The organism is Burkholderia sp. AW33-5 (assembly GCF_053427615.1).
Genome location: NZ_JBSAXA010000077.1, coordinates 1 through 974, shown reverse-complemented (window position 1 = coordinate 974; position 974 = coordinate 1). Strand labels below are relative to the sequence as shown.

At 62.0% G+C, this 974-nt stretch carries 1 protein-coding gene; it reads right to left on the bottom strand.

The features are described from left to right. A partial coding sequence (locus ACV22V_RS32385; protein ID WP_448016812.1) for an ISAs1 family transposase occupies positions 1-853 on the bottom strand: 853 nt, incomplete at its 3' end. Positions 854-974 lie beyond the last annotated feature (121 nt).

Genomic DNA, 974 nt, shown 5'->3' with positions numbered 1-974 from the left:
GTGCAATGCGCGTTGCATCGGGCGGCAGGCTGCTCGCGTAATATCGGCGCTCGACCGTCACCGTATTGCCGATCTCGCGCGTGGCCTCCACCATCACGATCGAGCGCATGCCTGGCCAGAGCGCGGCCGCACGCCATGTGTTCATCACGTCACTAACCAGGCAACGACGCGTTTCGATCCGGCCGTGGTCCTTCTCGACCTCCCGATATTCGCTCGAACAGTCCCATCGATCTTCGGGCTGGAGTCGATCGAGGGCTTCGAGCGTCGAGCGAATCTCCACCAGCAGCGTCGGCTGGTTCTCCTTGACCGCCAACACATAATCGGCATCGTTCGTGACGAGTTGCCGGGCGATCGCTTGCTGGCAGCCCATCGCGTCGATCGTCACGATCGCGCCCTTGAGCAGCAGCGCATCGAGCAGTTCCAGAATCGCCGCGGCCGTGCGCACCTGCCCCAGTACAACGCCCAGGCCGCTTCCAAAGGCCGAAACAAGGTGAATGGCACGCGTCCCATTGCGATGCGAGCCACGTACCGTCTTGCCATCGATTGCGACGAGCTCGCCGGAGAACGTCGGAAACGCGCCGCTCATCCAGCGCGTGAAGCACGCCTCGAACTGACGCGGGTTCAGGGCCGCGAACACCCGTCCAAACGTGTCGTGCGACGGGATGCCGTTGCGCAGCGGCACGTAGCCGCGTAGCCACTCCAGTTTCTCTTCACCCCAGATCTGAATGGCTACCCAGCTATCCGCTCCCGATAAAATCGCGCACAGTGCCACGACCAGCATCTCTGACAAGTCGTGGGCAGGCGTTCGGCTGCGCGGATCGCGCAACTCGCCGAACGCGTCTTCGATGCTCAAGGCTTGCGTCTCCTCCATCCGATGCCTCCGCAAAAGATAGTAGTAAACGCTTGATTCGCCTCGGTTTACAACCCCGCGCGTAACCCCTTGATTGTTAACGCCCCTTCATGCGATTGCCCTG